A 25016-nucleotide genomic window follows, 5' to 3' on the forward strand; every position below is an offset into this window, starting at 1 on the left:
CGCCCTGCGCGAGAACCTGCGCCGCCGCAAGGCGCAGAGCCGTGCCCGCGCCACCACCGAGGCGCCCGGGGCCGCCCTCACCCCTTCCCCGCCGCCTGCCGAGCCGCCCCGCCAGGACTGAGCCCGCAGGCCCCGCCATCCAGCCCCCGAGTTGCCGGCGGCTGCCCGCTGCGCTATCGGGGCCGGCCCTGCCGCGCGCCGAAGGACGTTCCTGCCCCATGTCCATCATGCCCGATCACTGGATCCGCCGCATGGCGACCGAACACGGCATGATCGAGCCCTTCGTCGAGAGCCAGCGGCGCGAGGGGGTGATCTCCTACGGCCTCTCCTCCTATGGCTACGATGCCCGCGTGGCGGACGAGTTCAAGGTCTTCACCAATGTGGACAACGCGCTGGTGGACCCGAAGAAATTCGCCGATGACAGCTTCGTCACCCGGCGCGGCCCGACCTGCATCATCCCGCCCAATTCCTTCGCCCTGGCGCACACGGTCGAGTATTTCCGCATCCCGCGCGACGTGCTGGTGATCTGCCTGGGCAAGAGCACCTATGCCCGCTGCGGGCTGATCGTGAACGTCACGCCGCTGGAGCCGGAATGGGAGGGGCAGGTGACGATCGAGATCTCCAACACCACCCCCCTGCCGGCCCGCATCTATGCCAATGAGGGCATCTGCCAGTTCCTGTTCCTGCAGGGCTCGGCGGCGCCCGAGGTGTCCTATGCCGACCGCAAGGGCAAATACATGGGCCAGCGCGGCGTCGCGCTGCCCCGGCTGTAAGGGGAGCGCGCATCATGGACCGCATCCGCATTCGCGGCGGCCGCCGGCTCGAGGGGCGCATCGCCATCGGCGGCGCCAAGAACGCCGCCCTGCCGCTGATGGCCACCGGCCTGCTCACCGAGCAGGCGGTGGTGCTGACCAACGCCCCGGCGCTCGCCGACGTCGCCACCATGGGCCATCTGATCGCCCAGCACGGGCTGACGGTGGAGCACGACACGGAGGGCCGCCGCATCCTGCTGGACGGCGCGGCCAGCCAGTTCGAGGCGCCCTACGACCTGGTGCGCAAGATGCGCGCCTCCATCCTGGTGCTGGGGCCGCTGCTGGCGCGCTACGGCCAGGCCCGCGTCTCGCTGCCCGGCGGCTGCGCCATCGGCACCCGCCCCGTCGATCTCCACCTGAAGGGGCTGGAGCAGATGGGGGCCGTCATCGACCTCGACTCCGGCTACATCAACGCGAAGGTGGAGGGCCGGCTCAAGGGTGCGCGCATCCTCTTCCCGCAGGTCTCGGTGGGCGCCACCGAGAACCTGCTGATGGCCGCCACCCTGGCCGAGGGCACCACCCAGCTCGTCAACGCCGCGCGCGAGCCGGAGATCACCGACCTCGCCAATTGCCTGATCTCCATGGGCGCCCGCATCGAGGGCATCGGCACCGACCGGCTGACGGTCGAGGGGGTGGACAGCCTGCACGGCACCACCCACTCCATTCTGCCCGACCGCATCGAAGCCGGCACCTTCGCCTGCGCCGGCGCCATCACCGGCGGCGAGCTGCTGCTGGAGGGGATGACACTGGAGCTGTTCGGCGCCTGCACCCGCTCGCTGCGCGAGGCGGGGGTGGAGATGGAGCAGGAGGCGGAGGGCGTCCGCGCCCGCCGGCTGAACGGGCTGCACGGCGTCGATGTGATGACCGAGCCCTTCCCCGGCTTTGCCACCGACATGCAGGCCCAGTTCATGGCGCTGATGGCCGTGGCCGAGGGCGCCTCGATGATCACCGAGACGATCTTCGAGAACCGCTTCATGCATGTGCCGGAGCTGACCCGCATGGGCGCGCGGATCAACGCGCACGGCTCCTCGGCCATCGTCCGCGGCGTGCCGCGCCTCTCCGGCGCGCCGGTCATGGCCACCGACCTGCGCGCCTCCGTCTCCCTCATCATCGCCGGCCTCGCCGCCGAGGGGGAGACCGTGGTGAACCGCGTCTATCACCTGGACCGGGGCTATGAGCGGGTCGAGCGCAAGCTCGCCGCCGTCGGCGCCGACATCGAACGTATTCCAGGCTGACATGGCTTTGCCGCTTTTCCGGTGATACAACCCGCCATGGACCAGCCCATCACCCTCCCCAACGCGGCAGCCGCCGATGATGCGGCGCCTCTCGTCCTGGCCCTGCCCAAGGGCCGCATCCTCAAGGAGCTGGGCCCGATGCTGGCCCGCACCGGCATCGTGCCGGCCGAGGATTTCCACGCCGAATCCAGCCGCCGCCTGCGCTTCGAGACCAACCATCCGGGGCTCGACGTGGTGCGGGTGCGCTCCTTCGACGTGGCCACCTTCGTCGCCTTCGGCGCCGCGCAGATCGGCATCTGCGGCGCCGACGTGCTGATGGAGTTCGACTACCCCGAGATCTACGCGCCGCTCGACCTCGGCATCGGCCGCTGCCGCGTCTCGGTGGCGGAGCCGGTGGAGAGCGCCGGGCAGCACGCGCTGGGGCGGGAGTCGCGCCTCGCCGTGGCCACCAAGTACCCGAACGTCGCCCGCCGCCACTTCGCCGCCCGCGGCATCCAGGCCGAGGTGGTGCACCTGAACGGCGCCATGGAGCTGGCCCCCTCGCTCGGCCTCTCCCGCCTGATCGTGGACCTGGTGCAGACCGGCTCCACCCTGAAGGCCAACGGGCTGGTGGAGACGGAGGTGATCGCCCAGGTCACCTCCCGCCTGATCGTCAACCGCACCGCGCTGAAGACCCGGCCCGAGGCGATCGGCGCCTGGCTGGCCCGCTTCCGTGCCGCCCTCGCCGCCACCGGAACCGAGCCCGCCGCATGATCCGCCTCTCCACCGCCGAGCCCGGCTTCGAGGGCAAGTTCCGCGCGCTGCTCGACCAGGCGCGCGACACCACCGCCAAGGTGGATGCCGCCGTCTCCGCCCTCATCGCCGAGGTGCGCGCGGGTGGAGACAACGCCCTGCTCGACATCACCGCCCGCTTCGACCGCTGGACCCCCGGCAGCGCCGCCGCGCTGCGCGTGACCGAGGCCGAGATCGAGGCCGCCCGCGCCGGCTGCGCCCCTGCCCTGCTGGACGCGCTGGACCTCGCCGCCACCCGCATCGAGCGCTTCCACCAGGCGCAGCTGCCGCGCGACGTGGAGCTGGACGACCCGCTCGGCCTCACCCTCGGCCTGCGCTGGGGACCGCTGGACGCGGTGGGGATCTACGTGCCCGGCGGCAAGGCGGCCTACCCCTCCTCCGTGCTGATGAACGCCATTCCCGCGCGCGTCGCGGGGGTGCCGCGCATCGCCATGTGCGTCCCCACCCCCGATGGCGTGCTGAACCCGCTGGTCCTGGCCGCGGCGCACCGTGCCGGCGTCAGCGAGATCTTCCGGGTGGGCGGCGCCCAGGCGGTGGCCGCCATGGCCTGGGGCACCGCCAGCATCGCGCCGGTCGATCGCGTGGTCGGCCCCGGCAACGCCTATGTGGCCGAGGCCAAGCGGCAGGTCTTCGGCCGCGTCGGCATCGATTCCATCGCCGGCCCCTCCGAGGTGGTGGTGCTGGCCGATGCCTCGCAGAACCCGGCGCTGATCGCCATCGACCTGCTGGCCCAGGCCGAGCACGACGAGAGCGCGCAGTCCATCCTCATCACCACCAGCGGGCAGATGGCGCACGCCGTCGAGCACGCGGTGGAGGATGCGTTGAAAAGCCTCCCCCGCGCCGCCATCGCCGGCGAGAGCTGGCGCCGCCACGGCGCCATCATCGTGGTGCGGGACTGGGAGGAGGGCGCCGCGCTGACCGACCGGCTGGCGCCCGAGCACCTGGAGATCATGGTGGCCGAGCCGCAGGCGCTGTTCGCCCGCATCCGCCACGCCGGCGCCGCCTTCCTGGGCGCCCACTGCCCCGAGGCGTTGGGCGACTACGTGGCCGGGCCGAACCACGTGCTGCCCACCGGCCGCACGGCGCGCTTCGCCTCCGGCCTCTCGGTGTTCGACTTCCTCAAGCGCACCACCTGGATCGCCGCCGAGCGGCGCGGGCTGGAGGCGATCGGCCCCGCCGCCGTGGCGCTGGCCGAGGCGGAAGGGCTCGGCGCCCATGCGCGCAGCGTGGCCATGCGGCTGGGGCAGGGCTGAACCCCCTGTCACCGCCCCTGAACGGTTGAAGAATCCGCGCTGCGGCGCCATTTCTGCGGCGCACCGAGCGGCGCGCGCCCTGCCCGTCCCCGCAGCCTGTGCTTGACCGGCCGGGCGCGGACGATCATGGTCCGCCCCGCCCGTCCACACCCCCCGAAAGAGGCCTGATGTCAAAAGAAGATATGATCGAGTTCAGCGGCCAGGTCGTTGAACTTCTGCCCAACGCGATGTTCCGCGTGAAGCTCGACAATGAGCACATGGTCCTGGCCCACACCAGCGGCAAGATGCGCAAGAACCGCATCCGCGTGCTGGCCGGCGACCGCGTGAATGTCGAGATGACGCCCTACGACCTCACCAAGGGCCGTATCACCTTCCGGTTCAAGTAATGCCCGAGGCGGGCCCGCCGGCTCTGCCGGCCGCCGCGCCCGAGGGCGCCGCCACCCTTCCCGACGCCATCGGGCCAGACAAGGCGGCCCGCCCGCCGCTGGTGCTGGCCAGCGGCAGCCCGCGCCGCCGCGACCTGCTGGCGCGCATCGGGGTCGTGCCCGCGCGCATCCTGCCGCCCGAGATCGACGAGCGCCCGCGCCCCCAGGAGCTGCCGCGCCAGCTGGCCGGGCGCCTCTCCCAGGAAAAGGCGCGCGCCGTGATGGCGGGCGAGCCGCAGGCGCTGGTGCTGGCCGCCGACACGGTGGTGGGCGTCGGCCGCCGCATCCTGCCCAAGGCCGAGACCGAGGCGCAGGCGCGGGACTGCCTCGCCCTGCTCTCCGGCCGCCGCCACCGCGTCTATACCGGCGTGGCACTGGGCCTGCCGGACGGGCGGCTGCTGACGCGGGTGGTGGAGAGCGTCGTCACCTTCCAGCGGCTCACCGCGGCGCAGGTCGAGGCCTACATCGCCTCCGGCGAGTGGCGCGGCAAGGCGGGGGGCTACACCATCCAGGAATCGGCCGAGGCCTTCGTCCGCTTCCTCTCGGGCAGCCATTCCAACGTGGTGGGCCTGCCGCTGCACGAGACCGCGCAGCTGCTGCGGGGCATCGGGTGGCTGCGCCCCTGATCCTGGTCTCCGTCTCGCCGGGCGAGCAGCGCACCGCCCTGCTCGCCGGAGACCTGATCGACGGGGACCAGCTGGAGGCAGCCTTCATCGAGCGCCCGGCGCGGCCCGAAGGGGTGGGCGACCTGCACATCGCCCGCCTCTCCGCCCGTGCCCCGGCCATGGGCGGCGCCTTCCTGGCCATGGCGGGCGGCGAGACCGGCTTCCTGCCCGATTCCGAGGGCGCCAAGGGCCGCACCGAGGGCGAATGGCTGCGCGTGGCGGTGACGCGCGCGGCGCAGGGCGGCAAGGGGCCGCGCCTCGCCGCCCGGCCCGGCCCCGAGGCGCCGCAGGGTCCGCCCCGGCTGCTGGCGCGCGGCCCGGACGCGCCGCTGCGCCTCGCCGCGCAGCACCCCGAGGCCACGCTCCACACCGACCACCCCGCCACCGCCGCCCGGCTGCGCGCCGCGCTCGGTGCCGCGCGCGTGTCCCTCTCCACCGCCCCCGCCTTCGACGAGGCGGTGGAGGAAGCGTTCGAGACCCTCTCCGGCATGGCGGTGCCGCTGCCCGGCGGTGGGCGGCTGACGCTGCACCCCACCCCCGCCCTGCTGGCCATCGACATCGATGCCGGCGCCGCCGCCGGCGGGCGCGACGCGGCGGCGCACCGCACCCTGAACGCCGCCGCCCTGGCCGAGGCGCTGCGGCAGATCCGCCTGCGCCACCTCGCCGGCGCCATCCTCATCGACATGGCGGGCATGCCCATCGCCCGTCGGCGCGACCTGCTGCCGGGGCTGCAACCGCATCTGGCGGCGGACCCGCATCTGCGGCTGGTCGGCATGACGGGGCTGGGGCTGATCGAGCTGCAGCGGCGCCGCGTGCACACCCCGCTGCACGAGGTGCTGGGCGACCCGCCCTCCCCCCTCACCCGTGGCCTCCTGGCGCTGCGGCGCGGCGTGCGCGAGGCCGCCGCCCGGCCCGGCGTGCCACTGGCGCTGACCGCCCACCCGGCCGTGCTGGCCGCGCTGCGCGACTGGCCGGGCGCGCTGGAGGAATTCACCCGGGCCGCCGGGCCGCTGTCGCTGCGCGCCGACCCGCTCTGCCCCCCCGGACAGGAGCATGTCCATGCCGAATGACCCGAAGCCCCGCCGGCGTGCGGCCTGCCCTGTCTGCGGCAAGCCCTCCGACCCGGCGCACCGCCCCTTCTGCTCCGACCGGTGCCGGCAGGTCGATCTCGGCCGCTGGCTGCAGGGGGGCTACGTCATCCCCGGCGCGCCCGTGCCCGGCCCGGAGGAGGAGGACGGGCAGGCTTGAAACCGGCCGCAAAACAATCCTGCGACCCCGCTGGACAGGCCGCGGCGCATCCGTTATTTCCCCGTCATCTGCCGACGGCGCCCGAGAGGGCGCTCAAGCATGGGCCCAGATAGCTCAGTTGGTAGAGCATGCGACTGAAAATCGCAGTGTCGCTGGTTCGATTCCGGCTCTGGGCACCATCTCCTTCTCCCCTTTGAGACGAGCGTGACCGCAGGCTTCTTGCCGTGATACGGCAGCCGCGCCGGCGCTTCCGGCCGGGGAGCCCGCGCAGCGGGCCTCCGCGCCAGGGCGCGGGGCCGCGCCGCGCCCTGCTCAGCCCTTCCGGACGTTGTGGAAGATCGGGAAACCGTTGAGCATCCCCGTCACATTGGCGCGGAACGCCGTGGGCTGGGTGAAGGCGCCCGTCGGCAGGTAGGGGATGTCCTCGAAGGCCTGACGCTGCATCGCCTCGGCCAGGCGCTTCTGCTCCGCAGGGTCGGTGGCATCCATGAACTGGTTGCGCAGCGCCTCGATCTTCGGCAGGTCCGGCCAGCCGAAGGTGCCCGCCTTGCCCGGCCCCCGCAGGTAGGATTGCGTGGCCGGGCTGGTGGCGATGATGCCGGGAATGGTGTTGCACCACACGCTCCAGCCGCCCTTGTCCAGCGGCCCGCGGTTGTTCACCCGCGCGGCGATGGTGCCCCAGTCGCCCGCCTGGTAGTCGAGGTTGACGCCGCTGCGGCGGAACATGTCGCCGGCAACCTCGCTCATCGCGTTCAGCCGGGCATTGTCCGTCGGCACGACGAAGACGACGCGCTCGCCCTTGTAGCCGGCGGCTTCCAGGTTGCGCTTCACCTTGTCATGGTCGGGCGCGCCCTCCATGGCATCCAGCCCCACCTCGGTGGCCAGCGGGCTGCCGGGGAGGAAGAAGCCGCAGCGGTCGTTCCACAGCGAGCGGTCCTCGCCCAGCACCGCGGTCATGTAGTCGGCCTGGCGGATGCCGGGGAGGAAGGCGCGGCGGATGGCCGGGTTGTCGAAGGGCGGCTGCAGATGGTTGAAGCGGATCATCCCCATGGAGCCGCTCCTGTCCTTCACCTCCAGGCGGATGTTGCGGTTGCGGCGCAGCAGCGGCAGCAGGTCCGGCGAGGGCTGCTCCCACCAATCCACCTCGCCCTGTTGCAGAGCGGCGGCCGCCGTCGCCACGTCCGGCAGGGTGTGCCACTCCACGCGGTCGAGATAGGCGCGCTTGCCGCCGGCGAGGAAGCTCGGCGGCTCGTTGCGCGGCACATAGCCCTCGAAGCGCTCATAGGCCGCGCGCACCCCGGCCAGGCGGTCGCCCGCGATCCAGCGGAACGGGCCGCTGCCGACGATCTCCGTCACCTGCGTCGCGGGCGGGTTGCGGGCGAAGCGCTCCTGCATCACCGGGCAGAAGGAGGAGGGCTTGGCCAGGGCGGCGGCGAGCAGCGGGAAGGGCCGGCGCAGCCGGATCTCGAATACCCGGTCGGAGACGGCGGTCATCTCCTCGGTGATGGCGCGGATGCCCTGCCCCAGCACATCCGCCTGGCTCCAGCGCGCGATGCTGGCGATGGCGTCCACCGCGCGGATCGGCGTGCCGTCGTGGAAGACCGGCCCCTCGCGCAGCGTGATGCGCCAGCGCCGCCCCTCATCCTCGATGACATGCCCTTCCACGAGCTGCGGGCGCGGCTCGTAGGATTCGTCCAGGCCGTAGAGCTGGTCATAGACCATCATGGCGTGGTTGCGCGTCACCAGCGCCGTGTTGAACACCGGGTCCAGCAAGGCGAGGTCGGATTGCGGCACGAAGCGGAGCAGGCTGCGCGCCCCCGCCGTGCCCTGCGCGCGCACGACATTCGGCGCGGCGAGCAGGGCGGCCGGGAGGGCCAGAAGGTCACGGCGTTTCATGGCTGCATCTCCTGAGCGGGGGTGGTGGCGGGGGGCGCGTCCAGCCAGGGCGGCAGGCGGCCGGTCCAGGGGCAGGCGGCCTCGTAGCGGGCGGCGGCCTGCAGCACGCGGAGGTCGCCACGCGGCGGGCCGATGATCTGCAGCCCCATCGGCAGGCCGCGCGCGTCGAAGCCCGCCGGCACGCTGATGGCCGGGCAGCCCGCCATGGTCGCGCCCACCACCACCTCCATCCAGCGGTGGTAGCTGTCCATGGCGCGGCCGCCGACCTCGCGCGGCCAGGTCACCTCCGCCGCGAAGGGAAAGACCTGCGCGGCGGGGATCAGAAGCACGTCGAAGCGCGCGAACAGGGCGGTGAAGGCCTTGTACCAGGCGCCCCGCTCCAGCCCCGCCTTGTAGGCATCGAGCGCCGAGAGGCGGTGACTGCCCTCGATCTCCCAGATCGCCTCGGGCTTCAGCAGGCGGCGCTGCGCCGGGTCGCGCCAGGCGGCGTCGTGCCGGCCGCCGATGCTCTGCTGCCGCAGGGTGACGAAGGCGCGCCACAGCCGCTCGGGGTCGAATTCCACCCGCGCCGGCTCGACGCTGCCGCCCGCCTGCCGGAACAGCCCGGCCGCCGACTCGCACAACTCCAGCACGCCCGGCTCGAAGGGCAGGTGGCCGCCGAGGTCGCCCAGCCAGCCGCAGCGCAGCGGCGCCGCCCGGCCCTCCTCCAGCCGGTCCTCGTAGCGATAGCCGGGGTCCTCCAGCGAGAGCGGCGCGCGGGGGTCGTACCCGGCCTGCACGGAGAGCAGCATCGCCACGTCCCGCACGCTGCGGCCCATCGGGCCTTCCACCGCCATCTGGCCGTAGAAGGGGTCCGGCGTGTCCGCCGGCACGCGGCCCTGGCTCGGGCGGAAGCCATAGACGTTGTTGAAGGCCGCGGGGTTGCGGAGCGACCCGCCCATGTCGCCGCCATCGGCCACGGGCAGCATCCGCGTGGCCAGCGCCACCCCCGCCCCGCCGCTGGAGCCGCCGCCGACGCGCGAGGGGTCCCAGGCATTGCGGGTCAGGCCGAAGACCGGGTTGTAGCTGTTCGAGCCGTAGCCGAATTCCGGCACGTTGGTCTTGCCGATGATGATGGCCCCCGCCGCGCGCATGCGGGCGACGAAGATGGCGTCCTCCTCCGGCACCTGCTCCGCGAAGAGCGGCGAGCCGAGGGTGGTGCGCAGCCCCTTCGTCGCGGCCAGGTCCTTGATCGCCTGCGGCAGCCCGTGCAGCGGGCCGGTGGCCTCGCCGCGCGCCACGGCCGCGTCCGCCGCCTCCGCCTCGGCCAGCAACTCGGCGCGCGGGCGCAGCGAGACGATGGCGTTCACATGCGGGTTCACCGCCGCGATGTGGTCGAGATAGGTGGCCATGACCTCGCGCGCCGAGACCTCGCGACGGCGGATCATGGCGGCGAGCGGCACGGCGCCGATCCGGCACAGCTCCGGCGTGGCGATGGCGGCGGGCAGGCCAGTTGCCGGCCCGCTCACGGGCGCAGCACCTGGGTGGCGCGTGCCGCCTTGCGGATCGCCTCCCAGCCATAGAGCATCGGCACCATGCGGCAGGCCGCCCATTCGGCGTGCTGGTCCGTGAAGTGCGGGCTGCCGGGATGGCCGGAGACGCCGTGGAACACCGCCCAGCGGCTGTTGTCCCAATCCCCCACGTCGAAGGCGTAGCGCGCCAGGGCGCCATAGGCGGCGGCGGGCCCGGCGGCGGCGAGCAGGCCGTTGGCCAGCACCGTGTCGTTGTCGCCGCCGATCGGCAGGGCGGGCGGGTCGAGCAGCGGCGCCGCCTCGGGAAACAGCGCGGAGAGCGGATGGGTGAAGCGCGGCCGGTGCGCCTCGCCCCAGGGGGTTTCCCATGCCGTCTCCGCCGCCTCGCGCAGCGCGGCGCCGAGGGCCTGGTCCCAGTTCCAGCCATCGAGCAGCGCGGCATCGTCGCGCCGCAGCAGGTTGGGCAGGGTCCACCAGAGCTGGTTCATCGGCACCACGCCGGGCGCCACGGCCAGCCAGGGATGGCTGCCGGCATCCGACAGGCCGCTGCGCCCGGCCAGGATGCGCGTCAGCGCGCGGCGCAGCGCGACATAGGCGCCGGGCTCGGTGGCGCCGGCCTCCATCCGCCCGTCCCAGGCCAGCAGCCGGGCGCGCAGCGCGCCCGCCGCCCCCTCCGGCTCCGGCAGGGCGGCGAGGCGCTGCTGGAACAGCAGCGCATTGGCCGAGAGCGTGTCGCCATGCAGCCGCCCGGCATCCTCCGCGCGGAAGGCCGGGTTGGCGCGGAGCTCCTCCAGGATGCGCGCGGCGCGGTAGGGCGGGTGGCAATCGGTGCAGAGGTAGTCCGGGTGGTCATCCGCCACCACGCGGTTGTTGGCGGTGACGATCAGCCCCTCCGCCGGGTCGATGGCGCGCGGCATCTCGTCATGCCCAATCCAGCCCCGCCAGGAATGCTCGCCCGTCCAGCCCGGCATGGGCAGCCAGCCGCTCTCCCGCCCGCGGCGCGGCACGCGGGCGCGCACCAGATGGCCGATATGCCCTTCCGTGTCGGCGGCGACGAGGTTGTGGTCGATCAGCCCCCAGCCGCGCGTCGCCTCGAACAGATCCTCGACGCCGGTGGCCTGCGTCATGCGCGGCAGGCAGTCGAAGGAGAGGTCCGTCTCGGCGAACTGCACGGAGCGCAGCGACAGCGCCGTGCCCGCCCGCGCATCGCCCGCGATCACCGGGCCGTTCGGCGTCTCCAGGATCTCGAAGCGGCGGGGCGGCGCGCCGCGCACCACGATCTCCGCCTCGCGCCGGATGACGGGCACCCATTTCGGCCCGCTGGCACCCGCCTGCATCATCCGCGCGCCATCCTCCGAGAAGCGCTCGAGGAAGACGTCGTGGATGTCCATGAAGGCGTGCGTCACGCAATAGGCCACGCGGCCGTTCTGCGCGAAATGCGGGAAGCCCGGCACGCCCGGCACGGTGAGGCCGATCATGTCGAAGGCGTCGCAGGCCACATGGTGCTGCGCGTACATGTTGGGGATCTCGAAGACCCGGTGCGGGTCCCCGGCGAGGACAGGCCGCCCGGTGCCGCTGCGCGAGGGCGCGACCGCCCAGTTGTTGCTGCCGCCCCCCGTCTCGTCGCCCTGCACACCGAGCGAGTCGAGCAGCGCGCGGAGGGCGGGCGCCAGCGCCGCGAGATCGGCCTCGTAGCGCGCCGCCTCCACCCCGGGCGGGATGCAGAGCAGGTCTCCCCCGCCATCATCGTAGCGCAGCAGCCCGACGCGCTCCGCCCCCACCACCGGCAGCGCCGCGGCGCGCCACAGCTTGAACCACACCGAGCCCATCAGCAGCCCGAGGCGGCGCATCACCGCGATGCTGTGCCAGCCCTCCCAGGGCTCCGGCGTGGCGCCGAGCAGCGCGTACTCCACCGGCAGCGGCGCGCCGGAGGCGAGGAAGGCGTTCACCCCCGCCGCGTAGGAGTCGAGCATCGCCCGCGCCGCCCCGCCCAGCGCCGCGTGGTCGCGCCGGCAGGCGGCCTCCATGCCGAGGCGGTGGACCAGGATATCCGCCTCCGCCGCGCCGGCGCCGAGCCATTCGGCAGCCCGGCCCAGGGCGCGCCGCCGCGTCAGCTCCATCTGGAACAGCCGGTCCTGCGCGTGGACGAAGCCGAGGGCGAACCAGGCATCGCCCGTGCCGCCGGCGCGCAGATGGGGAATGCCATAGGCATCGCGCAGGATCTCCACCGGCCCCTCCAGGCCGGGCACCCGCAATTCCCCCTCCAGCGGCGGCAGCGCCGCCTCCAGCATCCGCGCATCCACTCCGGTCATGCCGTCCTCCCTGTCTGCGGGGAGTGTGGAACCGGCTTGCGGGTCTTGTCGATATATCAAATACTCTGTTTCCGGATCGGGGCCGGGGGAGCCGAATGGGCGGAACGGACGGGTTGGCGGGCCGCGTGGCGGTCGAGGGGCTGGTGAAGCGCTTCGGGCCGGTGAACGCGGTGGACCATGTCTCGCTGGAGGTCAGCTCCGGCGAGTTCCTCGCCCTGCTCGGCCCTTCCGGCTCGGGCAAGACGACCATCCTCATGTCCATCGCCGGCTTCGAGTTCCCGGATGCGGGCCGCATCCTGATCGGGCAGGAGGAGGTGACCTGGACGCCGCCGAACCGGCGGAACCTCGGCATGGTGTTCCAGCGCTACACGCTGTTCCCGCACATGAGCGTGCTGGAGAACATCGCCTTCCCGCTGAAGATGCGCGGCATCGGCCGCGCCGAGCGGGAGGAGCGCGCCCGCGCGGCGCTGGCCACGGTGCGGCTCGGCGAGATGGGCGGGCGCCGGCCGGCGCAGCTCTCGGGCGGGCAGCAGCAGCGCGTGGCCATCGCCCGCGCCATCGTCTACCAGCCGCGCGTGCTGCTGATGGACGAGCCGCTCTCCGCGCTGGACAAGAACCTGCGCGAGGAGATGCAGATCGAGATCAAGCATCTCCAGCAGCGCATCGGCATCACCGTCATCTTCGTCACCCACGACCAGACGGAGGCGCTGACCATGGCCGACCGCATCGCCGTGCTGGACCATGGGCGGCTGCAGCAGCTCGGCACGCCACGCGATCTCTACGAGGCGCCGCAGACCGCCTTCGTCGCCGGCTTCATCGGCGAGACGAATTTCTGCGAGGGGCAGCTCGCCCAGGCCGCCGCACCCGGTGAGTCCGTGACGGTCGCGCTCACGGGCGGCGGCAGCCTGCCCGCCATCGCTGCCGAGGCGCTGCCCGCCGGCGGCCGCATCAAGGTGGCGCTGCGTCCGGAGCGGCTGCGCGTGCTGCCCGCCACCGCCGAAGGCACCACCGCCCGCGTGGCGGAGGCGATCTATGCCGGCAACGCCACCACGCTGATGCTGGAAGGCGCCTTCGGCCAGCCGCTCCGCGCCCGCATCCCCGCCGGCGCCGGGCTGCACGAGCCGCGCCCGGGCGAGACGGTGCGCCTCGCCTGGCAGGCGGCCGACGCCAGGGCCTTCCGCGCGTGAGCGCGCCCCGCCCCTCCCGCTTCCGGCTCGGCGGGCGCCGCTACAGCCCGGCGGCCAGCCTGGCCCTGGCGGCGCCCTTCCTGCTGCTCGTCGCCATCATCTTCATCCTGCCGCTGGCGACGCTGCTGCATGAGAGCCTGTTCGTCCCCGCCCCCACCACCGAGCATTACGCCCGCGCCTTCGCCGAGCCGGTCTATCTGCGCGTCATGCTGCGCACGCTCCGCATTGCGGCGTTGGTGACGGCGCTGGCGCTGCTGCTCGCCTGGCCGATGGCCTGGGTGATGTCGCGCAGCCGCGGGCTGGGCCTCGCCCTGCTCGCCGCCGCCGTACTGCTGCCGCTCTGGACCTCCGTGCTGGTGCGCACCTATGCCTGGATGGTTCTGCTGCAGCGCAACGGCGTGGTGAACCAGCTCCTGCAACAGCTAGGGCTGACCGAGGCGCCCATCCGCCTGCTCTACACGGAGGGCGCGGTGGTGCTGGCCATGGCGCATGTGCTGCTGCCCTTCATGGTGCTGCCCATCTATTCCGCGCTGAAGGGCATCCCGGAGGACTATCCGCGCGCGGCGCAGATGCTCGGCGCCTCGCCCTGGGCCACCTTCCGCGAGGTGATCTGGCCGCTGGCGCTGCCCGGCGTCACCTCCGGCTGCCTGATGGTCTTCCTGCTGGCGCTGGGCTTCTTCGTCACGCCTGCGCTGATCGGCGGGCCGCAGCAGATGATGATCGCCACGCTGGTCTCGCAGCAGGTGCGGGAGATGCTGGACTGGCCCTTCGCCGGCGCGCTGGTCGGCATCCTGCTGGTCTTCGTGCTGGCCCTCACCCTGCTGTTCAAGCGCGCGGTGCGGCTGGACCGCTTCGTGGGGTCCGCATGAGCGCCGCGCGGACACACAACCGCGCCGGGCGGATGGCGCTGAACGCGGCGGCCTATGCCGTCACGGTGTTCCTGCTGCTGCCGACGCTGATCATCGCGCCGATGTCGGTGGGGCCGGAGCGGCTGCTGAGCTTCCCGCCGAAAGGCTTCTCGCTGCGCTGGTACGCCGCCTATTTCGAGGACAGCGACTGGCTGCGCGCCACCCTCTTCAGCGCCGAGGCGGGGCTCATCTCGGCGGTCTGCGCCACCCTCATCGGCACCATGCTGGCCCTCGCCCTGGTGCGCGGGCGGCTGCCGGGCAAGGGCTTCATCGAGCTGCTGGTGATCGGCCCCGTCATCGTGCCGCACATCGCGCTGGCCGTCGCCATGTTCCTGGTGTTCGAGCAGTTGCGGCTCACCGGCACGCTGCTCGGCTTCGCCATGGCGCACACCGTGCTCGCCCTGCCCTTCGTGGTCTTCACCGTGCTCGCGGCGCTCTACCGCTTCGACGTGGATCTGGAGCGCGCGGCGCTGTCCTGCGGCGCGGGGCCGCTCCGCGCCTTCCGCCACGTCACCCTGCCGCTGATCGCGCCGGGCCTCGTCTCCGCCGCCCTCTTCGCCTTCATCATCTCCTTCGACGAGGCCGTGGTCTCCTTCTTCATCTCGGATCTCGACCGCAAGACTTTGCCCCGCAAGATGTTCGAGGATATCGACTTCAACATCTCGCCCACCCTCGCCGCCGTGGCGACCATGCTCACCGCCCTCACCATCCTCGCGCTGCTGCTCGGCTACGGGCTGAAGCGCAGCCTGGAGCGGAGGGCGCGGGCCGCCGGCACGGCACCGGACTCAGGACCATGAAGACCATGCCCGAAGCGGCAAACGTGCTCGATTTCGTCGCCCCCGTCGGCCGGGAGAACCTGGCGGGGCGTGTCTATGACGAGCTGCGCAGCGCCCTGTTCGAGGGCCGCATGCGCCCCGGCCAGCGGCTCAAGATCCGCGATCTCGCCGCCGCCATGCAGGTCTCCGAGACGCCGGTGCGGGAGGCGGTGGTGCAGCTCGCCCGCGAGCGCGCGCTGCGGCTGGAGGCGGCGCGCTCCATCACCGTCGCCGGCCTCAGCCTGGAGCAGTATCTGGAGCTGCGCACCATCCGCCTGGAGCTGGAGGGGCTGGCCGCCGAGGCCGCCGCGCTGCGCATCACCCCCTCCGACCTCGACGCGCTGGAGCGCGCCAACGCCGCCCTGGCCGCGGCCGAGGAGGCGGGCGAAGCGACCGCCGCCAACCGCGCCAACTGGGCCTTCCACCACACCCTCTACGCCGCCGCCGCCATGCCGGAGCTGCTCGCCATCATCGAGAGCATCTGGCTGCGCAACGGGCCGATGCACGCCTTCCTCTACCCCGATGCGCGGCCGAGCTACCCCGGCCGGCACCGGCACCTCGACATCATCGACGGCTTGCGCGCGCGGGATCCGAAGGCGACCCGCGCCGCCCTGCGCGCGGACCTGATGGAGGGCGGCGCCAATCTCGTCGCGCTCCTCGGCCGCATGGAACGCGACACGGCCTGGACCACCCCCGGCTGATCCCCGGCGGCGGCCAGGTCCTCTCTCAACCGGTAAGGACAGGAGACAGGGCATGGGCGTGACACGGAGAACACTTCTGGCGGCCACCGCGCTGGGCGCGGGGTCGGCGGGCCTGGCGAAGCCATCGCTCGCCCAGCGCGGCTCGGGCGAGGTGGTGGTCTGCGCCACCGGCGGGCTGATGGAACGCAGCCTGCAGGAGCATTTCTACCGCCGCTTCGAGCAGGAGCAGGGCATCCGCGTCCGCTCCATCCCGATCGAGTTGCCGGACCAGTGGGCGCGCGCCCGCGCCGGGCAGCGCAGCGGCAACATCCCCTTCGACGTGGTGACCGCCACCCCGCCCGACCTGATCCAGCACGCCGACATCCTGGCGCCGGTGGACTGCACCACGCCGGCCATGACGCAGCACGCCCTGCCCGGTGGCTGCTTCCCCACCGGCATCATCCGCACCGCTGGCGGCATGGCCATCACCTGGAGCAAAAAGGCCTTCCCCAATGGCGGCCCCGCCTCCTGGGCGGAGTTCTTCGACGTGGCGAAGTTTCCCGGCCCCCGCTCCCTGCCGGATACGGGCGACCGCGAATGGTGGCTGCCGCTGGCGGCGCTGATGGCCGATGGCGTGCCGCGCGACAAGCTCTTCCCGATGGATCTCGACCGCGCCTACCGCAAGCTGGACACGATCAAGCCGCATGTCGCCGCCTGGTGGAAGAGCGGCGACAACTCCATGCAGATCCTGCGCGGCGGCGACGCGGTGATGAGCGTGCTCTACTCCTCCCGCGCCGTGCCGCTGGCCAAGAGCGGGGAGTTCGACTTCACCTGGAACGGCGCGATCCGTGACGTCGGCAACTGGGCGGTGCTGAAGGGCGGGCCGAACACCGCCAACGCCATGCGCTTCCTGGAGTTCTTCGTGCAGAACCCGAAGGAGCACCTGCCCTTCAGCGAGAAGGTCTCCTTCGACAGCAACAACCGCGAGACCGCCGCGCTGGTGCCCGAGGCGGAGCGCCGCTACCGCGCCTCCTGGCCCGAGAACTGGGACCGGCTGGTGATCGCCGACTACGAATGGATCGCCGCCAACCGCAACGCCATGCGCGAGCGCTGGGTGAACTGGCTGACCCGCTGACCGGCCCACTGACCGATCCCACGGGCGGGCCGCACAGGCCCGCCCGCGCCACCCCTCTCACGGAAACCCGCCCTTCATGCTGGTGAACCACCCCGAGGCGGCACACTGGCCGGTGGACCCGAGCCGGCTCGACCTCGTCGAGGAATTCCGCCGCAAGCCGCGCGGCCCGCACAGCGACGAGCTGCAGAAGCTGCTGCACCGCATGCGCTGGTCCGGTCTCGGCCGGCGCCACGTGCTCGTGGTGCTGGAGCCGAACCGCCGCTGGATGCTGGCGCGCATGCCCGGCCGCCGCGGCGCGCCGGTGGAGACCTTCCCCAACCAAGTCTTCACCAGCCTGGCCGAGGCCGAGTGGGCCGTCTTCGCCCTGCGCTGGGAAGCGCTGACCGGCCAGACGCTGGCGCCCAGCAGGACCACGCCCTGATGACCGACACCACCGCCGTTCTCGGCTATGCCTGGCCGCTCGTCGTCTCCCCCGGGGAGGAGGTGGCCTTCCATCTCTCCAGCGCCACGCTGGAAGGGGCCGAGGCCACGCTGCTGCGCGTCCGCTGCGCCGACCCGGACCCGGACGGGCCGGGCCTTCGCTTCCACCAGCCCGGCACGCCGATCGACGGGCCGGTGGCGCTGCGCCACCAGCCGCTCCGCCCCGGCTCCTGCGCCCTGGTCCCGGACGCGCCGGCGCTGAACCGGCCGGGCGCGCTCTCGGTGGCCGCCTTCATCCACCCCACCGCGCCCGGCACCGGCCCGCAGACCCTGCTCTCCCGCTGGCGCGACGACACGGCGGAGGGCTGGCGCCTCGGCCTGGATGCCGGGGCGCGGCTCGAATTCACCCTGGGCGCCGGGGGGCGGCTCTGGCGCGTCACCGCGCCGCGCCCGGTGCTGGAGCGGGAGTGGATTTTTGTCGGTGCTTGCTACGACCCGGCGCAGGGGCGGATCACCGTCTTCCAGTCCAGCCTCGACGCCCAGGCCGGGCGCGACACGGGCGGCATGGCCAGCGCCGAGGCCCCCAGAGAGAGTGCCTGGCCGGCGGATACGGCCCTCGTCATCGCCGCCCATGCGCTGGAGGCGGGCGCGGCACCCCGCACCGCCGGGCATTTCGACGGCAAGATCGACCGCCCGCGCCTGCTCTCCGCCGCCCGCGACGAGGCCGCGCTGCGCGCCCTGGCCGAGAGCCTGACGCCCTCCCCCGCCGAGCCCGACCTGATCGGCGCCTGGGATTTCTCGCGCGAGATGTCCACCGACATCATCCGCGATCTCTCCGCCAACCGGCTGGACGGAAGGCTGCGCCAGATGCCGATGCGCGCGGCCACCGGTGCCAACTGGGATGGCCGCACCGTGCAGTGGACCGAGGCGCCGGAGCTCTACGGCGCCATCCATTTCCACATCGACGACATGCACGACGCAGGCTGGTCGCCGGATCTCCGCCTCACCATCCCCGAGGACTGGCGCAGCGGCTTCTACGCGCTGCGCCTGCGCGCGCGGCAGGGCGGCGAGGACCCGGTGGAGAGCTTCGTCGCCTTCTTCGTCCGCGCGCCGCTCGGCAGGCCGCGCGCGAAGCTCGCCTTCGTCGCCAGCACCGCCACCTTCCTGGCCTATGCCAACAGCGCGCTGCGGCTGGACCAGGTGCATGCGGAGGCCATGCTGGAAGGCCTCATCGCCCTCTCGCGCGACGATGTCTACCTGCAGGAGCACCGCGAGCTCGGCCTCTCCACCTACGACACGCACAGCGACGGCAGCGGCTGGTGCTACTCCACGGCGAAGCGCCCCATCCTGAACATGCGGCCGCGCGGCGCCACCTTCAACTACGGCAACGACACGCACATCCTCGACTGGCTGGAGCAGATCGGCCAGGACTACGACATCGTCACGGATGACGACATCCACCGCCACGGCGCGCAGACGCTCGCCCCCTATCGCTGCGTCATCACCGGCTCGCATCCCGAGTATTTCAGCCGCTCGATGATCGAGGCCTTCGATGCCTACCAGCGTGGCGGCGGCCGCCACATCTATCTCGGCGGCAACGGCTTCTACTGGCGCATCGGCTGGCACCCGACCGAGCCGCATGCCATGGAAATCCGCCGCGGCATGATCGGGCTGCGCACCTGGGAGGGGGAGCCGGGCGAGAACGCCCTCTCCTTCACCGGCGAGCCCTCCGGCCTCTGGCGCGCCAGCGGACGCCCGCCGCAGCGTCTCGTCGGCGTCGGCTTCGACGCGCAGGTCTTCACCCGCTCCTATCCCTATGAATGGCGCGCCCCGGCGCGCGACCCGCGCATCGCCTGGGCGGTGGAGGGCATCGACCTCGACGCGCCGCTCGGCGATTTCGGCCTGCGCGGCGGCGGCGCGGCGGGGCTGGAGGTGGACCGCGTGGAACCCACCCTCGGCTCTCCGCCGCACCTCCTCTGGCTCGCCACGGCGGACCGGCTGGACTATGGCGGCGTGCCGACGCTGGAGGAGCTGCGTACCCTCCACCGCGGCACCATGGGCGACCAGAACGCGCAGGTGCGCGCGGACATCGCCTTCTTCCCCACGGCGCGCGGTGGCGCCGTCTTCTCCACCGGCTCCATCGCCTGGGCCTGCGCCCTTTCGCACAATGGCTACGAGAATTCCGTCAGCCGGCTGACGGGCAATGTCCTCCGCCGCTTCCTCGACCCCGCCCCCTTCGAGGGCTTCGACCTCTGACAGAACAGCCCCCGCCGCGCGCGGCGGGGGCGAAGCGCCGCCACAAGGCGCGGAACCCAGGAAACGCCTTCCCATGCAGCGCACCCCGATTGCCACCGATACGCCCTGGTTCCGGCTGGAGGTGGATGACGCCGACTGGGCGGCGGAAGACCCCGCCGCCCTCGCCCGCTGGATGGAGCAGCTCCTGCTCATCCGCCGCTTCGAGGAGAAGATCCTGGAACTGCACGGGCAGGGGCTGGTGCATGGCCCGGCCCATGCCTCCATCGGGCAGGAGGCGGGCGCGGTCGGCGCCATGTCCGTGCTGGGCACGCAGGACAAGCTGAACGGCACCCACCGCGCGCACCACCAGATCCTGGCCAAGCTGCTGAACAGCGCCCTCCCCGGCGGCTACGACCCGCGCCGGGACGCGCCGGTGGAGGAAGCGGGCGGCCTCGTCCGCCGCGCCATGGCGGAGATCATGGGGCTGGCGGAAGGCTTCTGCGGCGGGCGTGGCGGCTCCATGCACATGCGCTGGGCACCGGCGGGCATCGTCGGCACCAGCGCCATCATCGGCGGCAACCTGCCGCATGCCGTGGGCTACGGCCTGGCCGACAAGGTGCTGGGCCGCGACTATGTCTCGGTCGCCTTCTTCGGCGACGGCACGCTGATGGCGGGGCAGTCGATGGAGGCCATCAACCTTGCCGCCCTTTACAACCTGCCCGTCATCTTCTTTCTCGAGAACAATTTCTACGCCGTCTCCACCCATGTCCGGGAGCAGACGCGCGAGACGCGGCTGACCACGCGCGGCGCCATGTTCGGCGTGCCCTCGGTGGAGTGCGACGGCATGGATCTCGTCGCCGTGCGGCGGGCCATGCAATGGGCGGTGCAGACCATCCGCGAGACGGGCGGGCCGGTCTTCGTCGAGGCCATCCTCTACCGCTTCCTGCACCAGAGCGGCCCGCTGCTCGGCAGCCAGCTCGGCTACCGCAGCCGGGAGGAGGAGGCGGAATGGCAGGCGCGCGACCCGCTCGCCACCATGCCCGCCCGGCTGAAGGCGCTCGGCGTGCTGGACGAGGCCGGGCTCGCCGCGCTCGACGCGCGCGCCACCCGCATGGTGGCCGAGGCCGCCGCCGCGCTGACCGAGATGCCGCGCGATTCCAACACGCCGCAGATCCGCGTCGGCGCCTTCCCCGATGTGGCGGAGATCGAGCAGGGCATCCGCGGCGACCTCTCCGAGCTGGCCGGCGCCCGCGTGCTGGAGGCGGCCTCGGTGCCCGCCGAAGCGCGGGTGGAGGTGAAATATGTCGACGCCATCGCCAGCACCCTGCTGCGCAACATGGAGCGCGACCCGCGCATCATCGTCATCGGCGAGGATGTGCACCGGCTGCGCGGCGGCGTCTCCGGCTCGACCAGGGGGGTGATGGAGCGCTTCCCCGAGCGCGTCTTCCCCACGCCGATCTGCGAGAACGGCTTCACCGGCATGGCGCTCGGCGCCGCCGCCTGCGGGCTGCGGCCCGTGGTGGACATCATGTTCGGCGATTTCTGCATCGTCGCCGCCGACCAGATGTTCAACGGCATCGGCAAGTTCTCGCACATGTTCGGCGGCGGCTTCGGCGTGCCGGTGGTGGTGCGCGCCCGCGTCTCGCCGCAGGCGGGCTACGGCTCGCAGCACTCGATGGACCCCTCGGCGCTCTTCGCCCTCTACCCGGCCTGGCGGATCGTCTCCCCCTCCACCCCGCACGACTATATCGGCCTGATGAACGCGGCGCTGCGCTGCGACGACCCGGTGCTGGTGATCGAGCACCAGGACCTGTTCCAGACCACCGGCCCGGTGCCCGGCGACGACCGGGACTACATCATCCCCCTCGGTTCCGCGCGCACCGTTCGCCCGGGCCGGGCCTGCACCGTGCTCACCTACTCCACCATGGTCGCCGCCAGCCTCGAGGCCGCCGAGGCCACCGGGATCGATGCCGAGATCATCGACCTGCGCAGCCTCGACCCCGGCGGGCTGGACTGGCCGGCCATCGAGGCCAGCGTGCGCCGCACCAACCGCGTGCTGATCGCCGAGCAGACGGCGCGCGGCACCAGCCATGGCGCCCGCATCGCGCAGGAGATCCAGGAACGCTGCTTCGACTGGCTGGATGCCGAGATCCTGCGCGTCACCGGCGGCGCGGCCGCGCCCGTGGTGTCGCGCCCGCTGAACATGGCCGCGCTGGGTAACGCCTCCGGCATCGGGGCTGCGTTGCGCCGGCTGATAGGCTGAAGGCCTTCCGGCCCCTTGGAGAAATATGATATATCGAATGGATCAAGACGAGGATCCGTCCATGTCGCAGGCCCTCCTGCCCGAGAAGTCCGGCACCGCCTCCCGCGATGCCGCCCTGCGCGCCCGCGCCCGGGCCGTCATCCCCGGCGGCCTCTGGGGCCATCTCAACGCGGCCAAGCTGCCGGAGGGCTACCCGCAATACTTCACATCGGCCGAGGGCTGCCGCCTGCGCGACGCCGACGGGCGGGACTACATCGACTTCATGTGCTCCTGGGGCCCGATGGTGCTCGGCCACCGCAACCCGGTGGTGGAGGAGGCCGCCCGCCGCCAAGCCGCGCAGGGCGACTGCATGAACGGCCCCGCCCCCGTGCTGGTGGAGCTGGCCGAGCTGCTGGTGGACACCGTGGCCCATGCCGACTGGGCGCTGCTGGCCAAGAACGGCACGGACGCTACCACCGCCTGCGTCACCATCGCCCGCGCCGAGACGGGGCGGCGCAAGGTGCTGGTGGCGCGCGGCTCCTACCACGGCGCCGTGCCCTGGTGCTCGCCCTCCCTGGCCGGCGTCACCACCGAGGACCGCGCCCATCTCGTGACCTTCGACTACAACGACACGGCCAGCCTGGACGCGGCTGCCGAGGCGGCGAAGGGCGACCTCGCCGCCGTCATCGTCACCGCCTTCCGGCATGATTTCGGCCGCCACCAGGAGCTGCCGACGCCGGAATTCGCCCGCCACCTCCGCGCGCTGTGCGACGCGACGGGTGCCGCGCTGATCCTCGACGACGTGCGCGCGGGCTTCCGCATAGACCTCGCCGGCTCCTGGGAGCCGCTCGGCGTGCGGCCCGATCTCTCCGCCTTCAGCAAGGCCATCGCCAATGGCCATCCGCTCGCCGCCGTCACCGGGCGGGAGCGCTTCCGCCAGGCGGCGACGCAGGTCTACACCACCGGCTCCTTCTGGTGCGGCGCGGTGCCGATGGCCGCGGCCGTCGCCACCATCGCCGAGCTGCGCCGCATCGACGGCCCGGCCTACATGCGCGCCATGGGCGAGCGGCTGCGCAACGGGCTGGACGCGCTCTCGCGCCAGTACGCCCTGCCCGTCCGCCAGACCGGCCCGGCGCAGATGCCGCTGATGATCTTCGACAACGACCCGGACTGGGCGAAGGGCGACGCCTTCTGCGCCACGGCGCTGCGGCACGGGGCGTATTTCCACCCCCGGCACAACATGTTCCTCTCCTGCGCGCACACCGAGGCGGATATCGACCGCGCGCTGGAAGCGGCGGAGGCCGGCTTCCGGGCCGCCGCCGCGCTGTAGGGCGGCGCTCAGCCCCGCGCGGGGGCGGCGCTGCCGTAGGTCTTGTAGCGCTCCCGCGTGGCCTGCATCTGCGCCGCGTCCAGCAGGCGCGGCGTGCCGGCCGAGCGCGCCAGCAGGTATTGCCGGGCCAGCGTCTCCAGCCGCAACGCGGCGGCCACGGCGGCCTTCACGTCGCGCCCCGTCACGATCATCCCGTGATTGCCGAGCAGGCAGGCGGTGCGGCCGCGCAGCGCCTCGACCGCCACCACCGCCAGCTCCGGCGTGCCGAAGGTGACATAGGGGGCGCAGCGCACATCCTCGCCGCCGAAGCCGGCGACCATGTAGTGGAAGGCCGGCAGCCCCTCGCCCAGGCAGGCGAGCGCGGTGCAGGCATCGGCATGGGTGTGCACCACGCTGCCCGCCTCGGGGAAGGCGCGCAGGATGGCGGCGTGCATCGGCCATTCGCTGGAGGGCGCGGCGTCATCCCGCGCTGCGCCCTCCAGCGACATCCACACCGTGTCGGCCTCCGCCGTGGCATCCACCGTGGTGCCGGAGCGGGTGATGACCATGCCGCCCTCGACACGGCGCGAGACATTGCCGGCGCTGCCGAAATTCAGCCCCAGCCGCCCCAGCTCCCGGTAGCCCTGCGCGACATCCTCGCGCGCCTGCCGCACCCCGTTCATGCGCGCATCCGCTCCAGCACCGTTCCGAACATGTCCACCGGCCCCAGCTTCCCCGATTTGAGGCAGAGCGCCAGCGGCTCCGGCGCCTCCGCCGCGCACAGCCCGATGCCCGGCGAGACATAGGGCGCGACCGTAAGCCGGGCGATGCCCAGCGCGCGGATCACCGCGCCCGAGGTCTCGCCGCCCGCCACCAGGAGGCGCCGGGCGCCCGCCGCCACCAGCGCCCGCGCCAGCCCGCCCAGCAGCTCCTCCGCCGCCCGCGCCGCCCCTTCGCGCCCGAGGCGCGCCTGGGCGGCGGCCACCGCCTGCGGGTCGCCTGCGGTGGTGATGCACACCGGCCCCTGCTCCAGGCGCGGCAGGGCCCAGCCGGCCGCCTCGCGCAGCGCCGCCGCCAGCGTCTCCAGCCGGGCCAGGTCGATCCGCAGCACCGGATGGCGTTCGGCGAAATGCGCCACCTGCTCCCGCGTCCGGTCCGAGCAGCTGCCGGCCAGCACCACGCCATGCCCGCCGGCCCGCGCGGGCGGCAGGGCGGCGGCGGGCGCGAGCAGCCCCTTCTCCCGCCAGATCGGCGGGTAATGCGCGGCGAGGTTGGAGCCGCCGGTCGCCAGCGGCCAGTCCCAGCTCGCCCGCGCCAGGGTGGCGAGGTCCTCCTCCGTCGCGGCATCGGCGATGGCGTAGGAGAGGCCGGCCTCCCGCAGCACCGCCGCATGCCGCGCCACCGCCGCCTCCCCCTGCGCGACCACCGGCAGCGGCAGCAGGCCGACCCGCCGCGCGGTCTGCGCCGCCAGCACCTTCACCAGATCCGGCTCGGTCATCGGCGTCAGCGGGTCGAAGCGCTTGGGCGAGTTGGAGACGAGCTGGGCGCCCACGAAGAGATGGCCCATGAACACCCGCCGCTCCGCCTCCGGGAAGCTGGGCGCGAACAGGGTGAAGGGCGCGCCCGTCCGCTCCATCAGCAGGTCCGCGCAGGGGCCGATATTGCCCTGCGGCGTGGAATCGAAGGTGGCGCAGTACTTGAAGAACAGCATCCGCGCCCCGGCGCCCAGCAGCGCATCCGCCGCGCGCGCGAAGCCATCGCGTGCCTCCGCCACCGGCGCGACGCGGGAGGGCAGCGCCACCACCACCGCATCCTGGCCGGAGGGGATCGGCGCGTCGTCCAGCACCAGCGCCACGCGCATCCCGCCGGCCGCCAGCATGCCGGCCAGCTCCACCGCGCCCGTCAAGTCATCCGCGATCCCGCCCAGCAGCATGCG

At 72.9% G+C, this 25016-nt stretch carries 22 protein-coding genes and 1 tRNA gene; 18 read left to right on the forward strand and 5 right to left on the reverse strand.

The window, feature by feature from the left end; translation table 11 throughout:
• Positions 1-218 precede the first annotated feature (218 nt).
• From dcd to ACZJYS_RS06530, 9 genes are all read left to right on the forward strand, one after another.
• Entirely contained in the window at positions 219-773 is a 555-nt protein-coding gene (gene dcd, locus ACZJYS_RS06490; RefSeq protein ID WP_109516145.1) for a dCTP deaminase, read from the forward strand.
• A 14-nt stretch (positions 774-787) separates the two neighbouring features.
• On the forward strand, positions 788-2047 hold the full coding sequence (gene murA, locus ACZJYS_RS06495) for a UDP-N-acetylglucosamine 1-carboxyvinyltransferase (protein WP_493176587.1): 1260 nt from the start codon (positions 788-790) through the stop codon (positions 2045-2047).
• Positions 2048-2083: 36 nt separating this feature from the next.
• The gene (hisG, locus tag ACZJYS_RS06500; protein WP_109516147.1) at positions 2084-2800 is read left to right on the forward strand and encodes an ATP phosphoribosyltransferase; all 717 of its coding nucleotides are present in this window, start codon (positions 2084-2086) and stop codon (positions 2798-2800) included.
• Entirely contained in the window at positions 2797-4092 is a 1296-nt protein-coding gene (hisD, locus tag ACZJYS_RS06505) for a histidinol dehydrogenase (protein ID WP_109516148.1), read from the forward strand. Before hisG ends, hisD begins: the two co-directional genes overlap by 4 nt.
• A 167-nt stretch (positions 4093-4259) precedes the next feature.
• A complete protein-coding gene (gene infA, locus ACZJYS_RS06510) occupies positions 4260-4478 on the forward strand; it encodes a translation initiation factor IF-1 (RefSeq protein ID WP_007003972.1) in 219 nt (72 codons plus the stop codon).
• On the forward strand, positions 4478-5143 hold the full coding sequence (locus ACZJYS_RS06515) for a Maf family protein (RefSeq protein WP_379633344.1): 666 nt from the start codon (positions 4478-4480) through the stop codon (positions 5141-5143). Before infA ends, ACZJYS_RS06515 begins: the two co-directional genes overlap by 1 nt.
• Positions 5128-6252 (forward strand): ribonuclease E/G, encoded by a 1125-nt coding sequence (locus ACZJYS_RS06520; protein WP_493176591.1) that lies wholly within the window; start codon positions 5128-5130, stop codon positions 6250-6252. The genes ACZJYS_RS06515 and ACZJYS_RS06520 overlap by 16 nt, the downstream gene beginning before the upstream one ends.
• The gene (yacG, locus tag ACZJYS_RS06525) at positions 6242-6430 is read left to right on the forward strand and encodes a DNA gyrase inhibitor YacG (protein ID WP_109516150.1); all 189 of its coding nucleotides are present in this window, start codon (positions 6242-6244) and stop codon (positions 6428-6430) included. Before ACZJYS_RS06520 ends, yacG begins: the two co-directional genes overlap by 11 nt.
• Positions 6431-6533: 103 nt before the next feature.
• Positions 6534-6609: transfer RNA gene (locus tag ACZJYS_RS06530), tRNA-Phe, on the forward strand.
• Between the two features lie 133 nt (positions 6610-6742).
• On the opposite strand, the gene ACZJYS_RS06535 is transcribed toward ACZJYS_RS06530, so the two are convergent.
• Genes ACZJYS_RS06535 through ACZJYS_RS06545 form a run of 3 tightly spaced genes read right to left on the reverse strand, consistent with a single transcriptional unit; the run spans position 6743 to position 12149 of the window.
• Positions 6743-8326 carry an ABC transporter substrate-binding protein gene (locus tag ACZJYS_RS06535; protein WP_493176593.1) on the reverse strand — a complete coding sequence of 528 codons (1584 nt, stop codon included), beginning with the start codon at positions 8324-8326 and terminating at the stop codon, positions 6743-6745.
• The gene (locus ACZJYS_RS06540) at positions 8323-9834 is read right to left on the reverse strand and encodes an amidase (protein ID WP_493176595.1); all 1512 of its coding nucleotides are present in this window, start codon (positions 9832-9834) and stop codon (positions 8323-8325) included. Before ACZJYS_RS06540 ends, ACZJYS_RS06535 begins: the two co-directional genes overlap by 4 nt.
• Entirely contained in the window at positions 9831-12149 is a 2319-nt protein-coding gene (locus ACZJYS_RS06545) for a penicillin acylase family protein (protein ID WP_493176597.1), read from the reverse strand. The genes ACZJYS_RS06540 and ACZJYS_RS06545 overlap by 4 nt, the downstream gene beginning before the upstream one ends.
• Positions 12150-12244: 95 nt before the next feature.
• On the opposite strand from ACZJYS_RS06545, the gene ACZJYS_RS06550 reads away from it, so the two are divergent.
• The 9 genes from ACZJYS_RS06550 to ACZJYS_RS06590 all read left to right on the forward strand — a co-directional run bounded on the left by ACZJYS_RS06550 (position 12245) and on the right by ACZJYS_RS06590 (position 23101).
• On the forward strand, positions 12245-13336 hold the full coding sequence (locus tag ACZJYS_RS06550) for an ABC transporter ATP-binding protein (RefSeq protein WP_493176599.1): 1092 nt from the start codon (positions 12245-12247) through the stop codon (positions 13334-13336).
• A complete protein-coding gene (locus ACZJYS_RS06555; protein WP_379633337.1) occupies positions 13333-14205 on the forward strand; it encodes an ABC transporter permease in 873 nt (290 codons plus the stop codon). The genes ACZJYS_RS06550 and ACZJYS_RS06555 overlap by 4 nt, the downstream gene beginning before the upstream one ends.
• Positions 14202-15041, forward strand: coding sequence for an ABC transporter permease (locus ACZJYS_RS06560; protein WP_493176602.1), 840 nt, complete (start codon positions 14202-14204; stop codon positions 15039-15041). Before ACZJYS_RS06555 ends, ACZJYS_RS06560 begins: the two co-directional genes overlap by 4 nt.
• 5 nt (positions 15042-15046) lie before the next feature.
• Complete coding sequence (locus tag ACZJYS_RS06565) at positions 15047-15760, forward strand: GntR family transcriptional regulator (protein WP_493176605.1); 714 nt, start codon at positions 15047-15049, stop codon at positions 15758-15760.
• Positions 15761-15812: 52 nt separating this feature from the next.
• Positions 15813-16874 carry an extracellular solute-binding protein gene (locus ACZJYS_RS06570; protein WP_493176607.1) on the forward strand — a complete coding sequence of 354 codons (1062 nt, stop codon included), beginning with the start codon at positions 15813-15815 and terminating at the stop codon, positions 16872-16874.
• A 76-nt stretch (positions 16875-16950) separates the two neighbouring features.
• Positions 16951-17295, forward strand: coding sequence for a N,N-dimethylformamidase alpha subunit family protein (locus tag ACZJYS_RS06575; protein ID WP_493176609.1), 345 nt, complete (start codon positions 16951-16953; stop codon positions 17293-17295).
• Positions 17295-19550, forward strand: a complete 2256-nt coding sequence (locus ACZJYS_RS06580) for a N,N-dimethylformamidase beta subunit family domain-containing protein (protein ID WP_493176611.1) — start codon at positions 17295-17297, stop codon at positions 19548-19550. Before ACZJYS_RS06575 ends, ACZJYS_RS06580 begins: the two co-directional genes overlap by 1 nt.
• A 73-nt stretch (positions 19551-19623) precedes the next feature.
• Entirely contained in the window at positions 19624-21792 is a 2169-nt protein-coding gene (locus ACZJYS_RS06585; RefSeq protein ID WP_493176613.1) for an alpha-ketoacid dehydrogenase subunit alpha/beta, read from the forward strand.
• Between the two features lie 61 nt (positions 21793-21853).
• Positions 21854-23101 (forward strand): aminotransferase class III-fold pyridoxal phosphate-dependent enzyme, encoded by a 1248-nt coding sequence (locus ACZJYS_RS06590; RefSeq protein ID WP_493176615.1) that lies wholly within the window; start codon positions 21854-21856, stop codon positions 23099-23101.
• 8 nt (positions 23102-23109) lie between these two features.
• Here ACZJYS_RS06590 and ACZJYS_RS06595 read toward each other — a convergent pair whose 3' ends face one another.
• On the reverse strand, positions 23110-23763 hold the full coding sequence (locus ACZJYS_RS06595; protein ID WP_493176617.1) for a class II aldolase/adducin family protein: 654 nt from the start codon (positions 23761-23763) through the stop codon (positions 23110-23112).
• Entirely contained in the window at positions 23760-25013 is a 1254-nt protein-coding gene (gene otnK / locus ACZJYS_RS06600; protein WP_493176620.1) for a 3-oxo-tetronate kinase, read from the reverse strand. The genes ACZJYS_RS06595 and otnK overlap by 4 nt, the downstream gene beginning before the upstream one ends.
• Positions 25014-25016: the final 3 nt, after the last annotated feature.

The organism is Roseomonas sp. TS2 (assembly GCF_058833935.1).